Here is a 6,249-nt window from a genome sequence, read left to right as displayed (position 1 = left end):
TCTACGCATGATAGACGAAAACGGGTACTCGGATCATATTGACAACAAGGCAAGCCATTGTGCAAAGCTACTTAATGACTACTATCAGAAGTATGATGCACAGAAGGGTACGCAGTTTGTGTTCTCTGACTTGGGTACTTACAAGCCCGGCGGAGACTTTAATATCTATTCTGAGGTGAAGCGTAAATTGGTAGAAGATTATCATATCCCGTCTTACGAGATACGCTTTATTCAGGAGTGCAAGAACGAGAAAGCCAAAAAAGCGATGGTAGAAGCGATGAATCGTGGAGACATCCGCATCATTTTCGGTTCTACTTCTATGCTTGGAACGGGTGTCAACGCCCAGCAGCGTGCGGTGGCGGTGCATCAACTTGATACACCCTGGCGACCCTCAGATTTGGAGCAGCGAAATGGTCGGGCAATTCGTAAAGGTAATATGGTTGCCAAAGAATTTGCTGACAACAAGGTCGATGTGATTATCTATGCCGTGGAGCGGTCGTTGGACAGTTATAAGTTCAACCTACTACATAACAAGCAATTGTTTATCAATCAGTTGAAGACCAACACGCTCGGTAGTCGTACCATTGACGAGGGATCGATGGACGAGGATAGCGGTATGAACTTTTCAGAGTATGTTGCCGTGCTATCTGGTAATACGGACTTGTTAGAGAAAGCCAAACTCGACAAGAAGATTGCCACGCTGGAATCAGAGCGTAAGAATTTCCTCCGTGAGCGTGATGCCGCAACGGGCAAGTTGGCGGAGATTGACAGCTCCGTGTCTTTCCATTCAGACAAGATCAAGGAAGCCAAGGCAGACTTGGCGTGCTTTGAGAAGCGTGTGGAGCGTGACAAAGAAGGTAATCCTATCAATAAACTTGTCATTAAAGGTGTGGAGGACAGTACCGACATAAAGGTCATCGCCGCCCGTCTGCATGAGATAGAGGAAAAGGCTCGTACCAAGAGCGAGTACAACAAGATTGGCGAGGTTTACGGCTTTTCCATCATGGTCAAGACGGAGAGCAGTTCAAAGGATCTGTTTGATTGCTCGATAAACCGCTTCTTTGTCAAGGGACAGGAGAGCATCTACTATACTTATAATAACGGTAAGTTAGCGGCAGACCCGAAACTTGCCTGCGAGAACTTCGTAAATGCCTTGGAGCGTATCCCTAAGGTGATAGAGTCGCATGAGAAGGAAATGGCAAAGGTCGTGACCAACAAAGACGTTTACACCAACATTGCCAACAGTTCTTGGAAGAAAGAGGACGAGCTTCGCTCACTCAAAGGTGAGGCAGCAGAACTTGACAGAAAAATTGCACTTACATTGAACGAACCAAATGAAGAAAATGAAAAATCAAACGAAAATGACCAACCCGAGTATTTAAGACAAAATAGTAGTAATAGCCCAAATACTAAAAAGGAAGAGGAGGGGGTAATTTATTCAAGTTCTATGAATAATAGAAACAAACAAGAAGAAAGTAAGGGATATATTGTAAAATCCAGACTGAGATAAATAGCGATGGTGTATCATAATTGATACACCATCGTATTATATTATTTCCACAAAGAGTATTCTCTCCATTTTTCAGGAAAGCCCATATCTTTCAAAACTACCAATTTGGGAGATTTGTCCAATAGGGTGAGCAAACTCTTTCTAAATGAGCTATCAGGACTGATTATTTGCTGCAAATACAAAATTACAGATAAGTAGGCAAACAACTTATTGTCCCTTATCGTTGCAGCTTCTTGCTTTGACAAGAAAGGATAATTCGTTCTATAAGGAAACTTCAAGGCTATTGTAAAGCGGCGATTCCATACACGACTATGATGGGCACAAGTATTGCGTAAAGACGATAAACCGTGCATCCAATTCTTCAAAATATCGACATTGTATAGTCCCAAATCTCTGCAGATTGTTTTACTAGAAGGATTATTCTTGTCCAAAGCAAAAAACAACTTACTCAATGTTCCCATAGAAACAACCTCTAAGGTCATCCACGCTGGCGGAAAAGCAGGTTCGCTATACTTTTGATAATAATGAGCTATAAATTCCTCATTACTTCGCTTGACCTCTTTCATTAAATCCCCTACAACAGGTTTATCATCTATAATCTCGTTGCGTGTCAATGCGATAAACTTATCGTGCTGAAAGTATAACTTATGATTGAGAAACCAAAAGGCGTCATTTTCATCAACGGAATAAGTTAAGGCGATTCTTGTTCTTAATGCCACCTCGATTTTTTCAATGGCATTGAAGATTAAAGAGCGTAAACGCCTATCAAAACAATAAAGGTCTATCACATCTTGAAAAGAAATGTCCTTTCTCAGAAATTCGTGATTAGCACCTTCCCCGTTATTTTGAAAAGGGTATGTGTATGCTCGTAATCTATAATAACTTATATTATAAAGATATTGGGACGCAAGTTTTTCGTCTCCAATATTAAGTCCTCGATCGCATAACTTTTTAACCTGCTCAGATGTGTCTATGGGCTTCTTTTCGTACCTCATAACCGTATATAAACTCGAAGACCTCCCCGGGTGCGCTGTTCTGATGAGAAGCGTGGGAGGTCATATTGACTGCAAAGTTACACTTTTTTTTGAATGCGCAAGGAAAATGCCGAAAAAATCATTGCAAGCGATGAATTTTCCATTAAAAGTAGCATCAAATGTAGAAATTACAAATATTTTTTGTCTGCAACCCTATCTTTATCGGTTCAATAGTTTCAAACAATATATGGTAAATTCCTTATCAAAGAAATAAGCGAGTACTGTTATCTTTGTGAGCGGTAAATCCGCAACTAACTTTTTACTTGTAAAGGTAATTATTTTGTTGTGTAAACACTTGCATTTACACAACAAAAATAATCTAATCAGGAAATCAATTACCAGCCATCTCGCTTCCGTACCATTTCATCTATCTCTTCCCGAAGGAAAAGCAATCGACCGTTAGCCTTGAGAAAGGGGATTTTCCCTGCCCAAACCCAGTTATAGATGGTCTTCTGCTCCACTTTGAGTATCTTGGAAACGTCGATGATGTCCAAGTATTCGGGTTTCAATGGAGGGTGAATGGTCGTATCGACAGATTGCTCTTGCAAAAACAGCAGATGGTCAAGTTTACTCTCAACAGTCATCAGCTTGTCAAACAAGCGTTTCTGCCATGTATCTTCGGTTCTTTGGTCTATGTATGACATAATTCTCCTTTTTGATAGTTACCACTTGTGTCTTGCGACAAGATACGCTGCTCTTTCATATAGGCAATGTACTTCTTTGCCGTTCGATCCTTGATTTCCATTTCACGCATCAACACATCGCACAACTCTTGATATGATAGCTTTAGTTTGGCACGGAATGCAGACTTTACAACAGCCAACAGTTCATCGGTCTTGCGTTTTTCCTTATCCTCTTTCGACTTTTCTCCACGATAAACGTGCATATCGGCTTCCTTGTCCCATCCAAAAAGCATTATCGGCACATCTAGCGGGCTTCCATCACGCACTTTCAATGCCTTGACGACCGAGTATTCGGGATTGTCATCTTTCTCGATGGAGAGAATGCCCGCAGCCTTGCGTTGCAGTTCAGACCCTATATGTCCTCTGAGTTTGATGCCGTTGGGTACAAAATGGAGTACGCAAATGATACAAGTATTGTAAATTCCTGCCAATCGATAGAGTTCGTCCACGATGGCTATACTCTCTGTTTCGTCGTTGGCGGAGCGTATCAGGTCTGCTATACCGTCAATGACCACAAGATGAATTCCACTGTGTTTGTGATGAAACAAGTCCATACTCTCACGAATGATTTTCAGTCTGTCCTTGCGTGATAGCGATGCTAGATAGAGGGAATGATAAAACTCTGGCACGGACTTGATACCAGCCCTGCGAAGTGTCTTCTCCAAGTTCTTATAGAGTTGTGCCTCCGATTGCTCTGTATCGTAGTGAAGTACAGCCAATCCTTTGGGGTTGGCAGTTACTTCCAATCCCAAGGTTTGCTCTGCCTTTAATCGTTCTCTCCCAAGAGTGCCAGCAAGGATGGCGGCAATGTAGTTGCTTTTGCCTGTTCCTTCTCCACCTGTGATACAAAACAGATTGTCCTGCGTTCCAAGCGGAACACCATTTACTGCCACCACCGACTTTGAAGCGTCTGGCGGATTATCGTAGTCTATCTCACAAGATTGCAATATCATCATCGTCTGTGCATACATATTGGTGAACATATCATTAAGAAGCACTTTCAAGTCCTTTGCTTCATTGCCCAAGGCAAAGAAGTCCGATATATCCTTCTCCGACTTACCCCCTTGCAATGGTAAGGTTAGACTCAATACCTTGTATTGAGCAAATGCATCTGTCTGCCGTTTAGCTTCCCTTACACCTGTCTCGTCCGTATCGTACAATATAATAATGTGTTGAAAGCGAAGCTGCAATCCTTCGATGATATTCTCAGGAATCTGTGCCGTCTCACTGTTGAAACAGATGGCGTTGAAACCATGAGCCGAAAGTGAAAGCACGTCTTTCTCCCCACCTGTGATGAAAACAACATCCCCTTTGCTGGGCAGCTGCTGGAAGCCAAAGACATAGTCGTTCACTTTCTCACCCCCATAAAGAAAGCGCAGCTTACTCTTAGGGCGATAGACTTTTACAAACTTCCCCATGCTATATCCAAACATAGGCTCATCATGTGTAGAACCAAGAGTAAACGGCTTTCCCTGATTGGAGACAGACTCATAGCGAGCAAGCGACTTTACATGAAAACGTTGCAGAGTCTTAGCATCAATGCCGTATTGCTCCCAATAGTCTAGTTCTTTGACATTGAAAGATTGCTCAATTAGCTTGTACCATTTTTTACCTTCCATCTTCTTGAGCTGGTTAGGTGGTTGTACTAAGGGTGGTTTGCAAGGCTTCATCATCATTGTGTGGGGATTACTATGTTCTTTCCTTTCAATGCAAATATTCAGCTGCAAGTCCCGATTTATGGTTTCAAGCACCTTAACAAAGTCTTTCCTCACGTCCAGTCCGAGCATTGTGGCTGCAAACCAAAAGCAGTCGCCGGAGTAGGCATCGTTGCCAAAGTCCTTCATTCGGTAGCAGCCGGACTTGTTGTCGAGATAGATATTGCACGATGCACGCCTGTCGTCATACATAGGATTTCGGAAATTGCGCTTTGGCACAAAGTCGATAGGCATATAGAAGCAGAACACATCCAGTCCTTTGTTGGTTCGGCTCAGTATTTCTTCTTTGATGTTCATAGCTCCTCAAATAAAGTTTGACCATCACCCATATATCCTTTAAGGACACCATCCTTGTAGGCGTTGAGCCGTTGTAGGGCTTCCACTCGTCTGAAACCCTTGAAGGAGGCACGTCCGCTCTTGATGGCGACGTAAAGTCCCTTGAACGGATAGGCAACGTGGTTGCATGATATATACCTGAACGGGATTGCGTTGGTGTCCCTCCATCGGGCAAGGGATGCCCGCGAAATGCCCAAGAGTCTGATGACGTCGGAGGAACTGAGTTCCATCTTATCCTCCAAAACGGAATAATCGCGTCTCATTTCCACGATAAAGCCGGCTATCCGCTCCATGTCGTTCCTTAGTGAGCGTAACTCTGCAATTACCGTCTTTTGTAAATTGTCTTCTTCTGTCATATGCCACTTCTCTTTTCAGTTTAGGATTGAATAGTTGCTCTCCGTGGATTATCATCCGTCTGGAAATTCAGAGTCCTTCCCCAATTGGTGCAATAACTGCATAAGATGCTGCTTAAATCTTCTACTGTCCAGCTTGCACAGCCGATTGAGAATGACGATGAGATCTTCCTGCTCCATTGTGGAGAAGCGAAGGCTTTTATGGGGCGTGGTTGCTATCATGGACTCAATCATACCCTTGGGGAGATGTATCAAGAGCACGTCCATATCGAAGGCTGCCGCACATCTTGCATAAGTGTTGATACGAAGGTCGGTCTGCATCTTGCAGTGTTTCATAAAGTTGGAATATTCCATATTGGCATAGCCTGCCCTTAGCTTGCAGTTTTTGCTGGCGGAGAGCATGATTTCAAGTGTCGGAAGTACAACGTAGAATTTTGCATTACTTCCGGAGTTTTGTTTCTTTGTATTCATATGTATCCGTCTTTTTGTTAGAAATAATGCTGCAAAGTTCTTAACAAATAGGGCTTTAGAAAGAATATTAAATTGCCAATATTGGCATTATATTGCCATTTTGCATTTTTAACATTATGCGTTATTTGTTGCCGTGTTGCCCAATGG

6 protein-coding genes are annotated in these 6,249 nt (G+C 42.7%); 1 reads left to right on the top strand and 5 read right to left on the bottom strand.

Annotated features, from left to right (window positions below; all coding sequences use genetic code 11):
- Positions 1 to 1,510: helicase C-terminal domain-containing protein (locus tag HMPREF9420_RS12110; RefSeq protein ID WP_007136016.1), on the top strand; the 1,510-nt coding region annotated here is incomplete at its 5' end.
- A gap of 41 nt (positions 1,511 to 1,551) precedes the next feature.
- On the opposite strand, the gene HMPREF9420_RS12105 is transcribed toward HMPREF9420_RS12110, so the two are convergent.
- The 5 genes from HMPREF9420_RS12105 to HMPREF9420_RS12085 form a co-directional block, all read right to left on the bottom strand.
- Positions 1,552 to 2,505, bottom strand: a complete 954-nt coding sequence (locus tag HMPREF9420_RS12105; protein WP_004352710.1) for an Abi family protein — start codon at positions 2,503 to 2,505, stop codon at positions 1,552 to 1,554.
- A gap of 374 nt (positions 2,506 to 2,879) precedes the next feature.
- On the bottom strand, positions 2,880 to 3,188 hold the full coding sequence (locus HMPREF9420_RS12100; protein ID WP_004338289.1) for a helix-turn-helix domain-containing protein: 309 nt from the start codon (positions 3,186 to 3,188) through the stop codon (positions 2,880 to 2,882).
- Entirely contained in the window at positions 3,176 to 5,239 is a 2,064-nt protein-coding gene (locus tag HMPREF9420_RS12095) for a bifunctional DNA primase/helicase (protein WP_004338288.1), read from the bottom strand. Before HMPREF9420_RS12095 ends, HMPREF9420_RS12100 begins: the two co-directional genes overlap by 13 nt.
- Positions 5,236 to 5,634, bottom strand: coding sequence for a hypothetical protein (locus tag HMPREF9420_RS12090; protein ID WP_004339692.1), 399 nt, complete (start codon positions 5,632 to 5,634; stop codon positions 5,236 to 5,238). Before HMPREF9420_RS12090 ends, HMPREF9420_RS12095 begins: the two co-directional genes overlap by 4 nt.
- A gap of 51 nt (positions 5,635 to 5,685) precedes the next feature.
- Positions 5,686 to 6,102, bottom strand: coding sequence for a hypothetical protein (locus tag HMPREF9420_RS12085; RefSeq protein ID WP_004339693.1), 417 nt, complete (start codon positions 6,100 to 6,102; stop codon positions 5,686 to 5,688).
- Positions 6,103 to 6,249: the final 147 nt, after the last annotated feature.

Source organism: Segatella salivae DSM 15606 (assembly GCF_000185845.1).
In the GTDB taxonomy this organism is placed as follows: domain Bacteria; phylum Bacteroidota; class Bacteroidia; order Bacteroidales; family Bacteroidaceae; genus Prevotella; species Prevotella salivae.
This window is presented reverse-complemented; position numbering and strand designations above follow the sequence as displayed.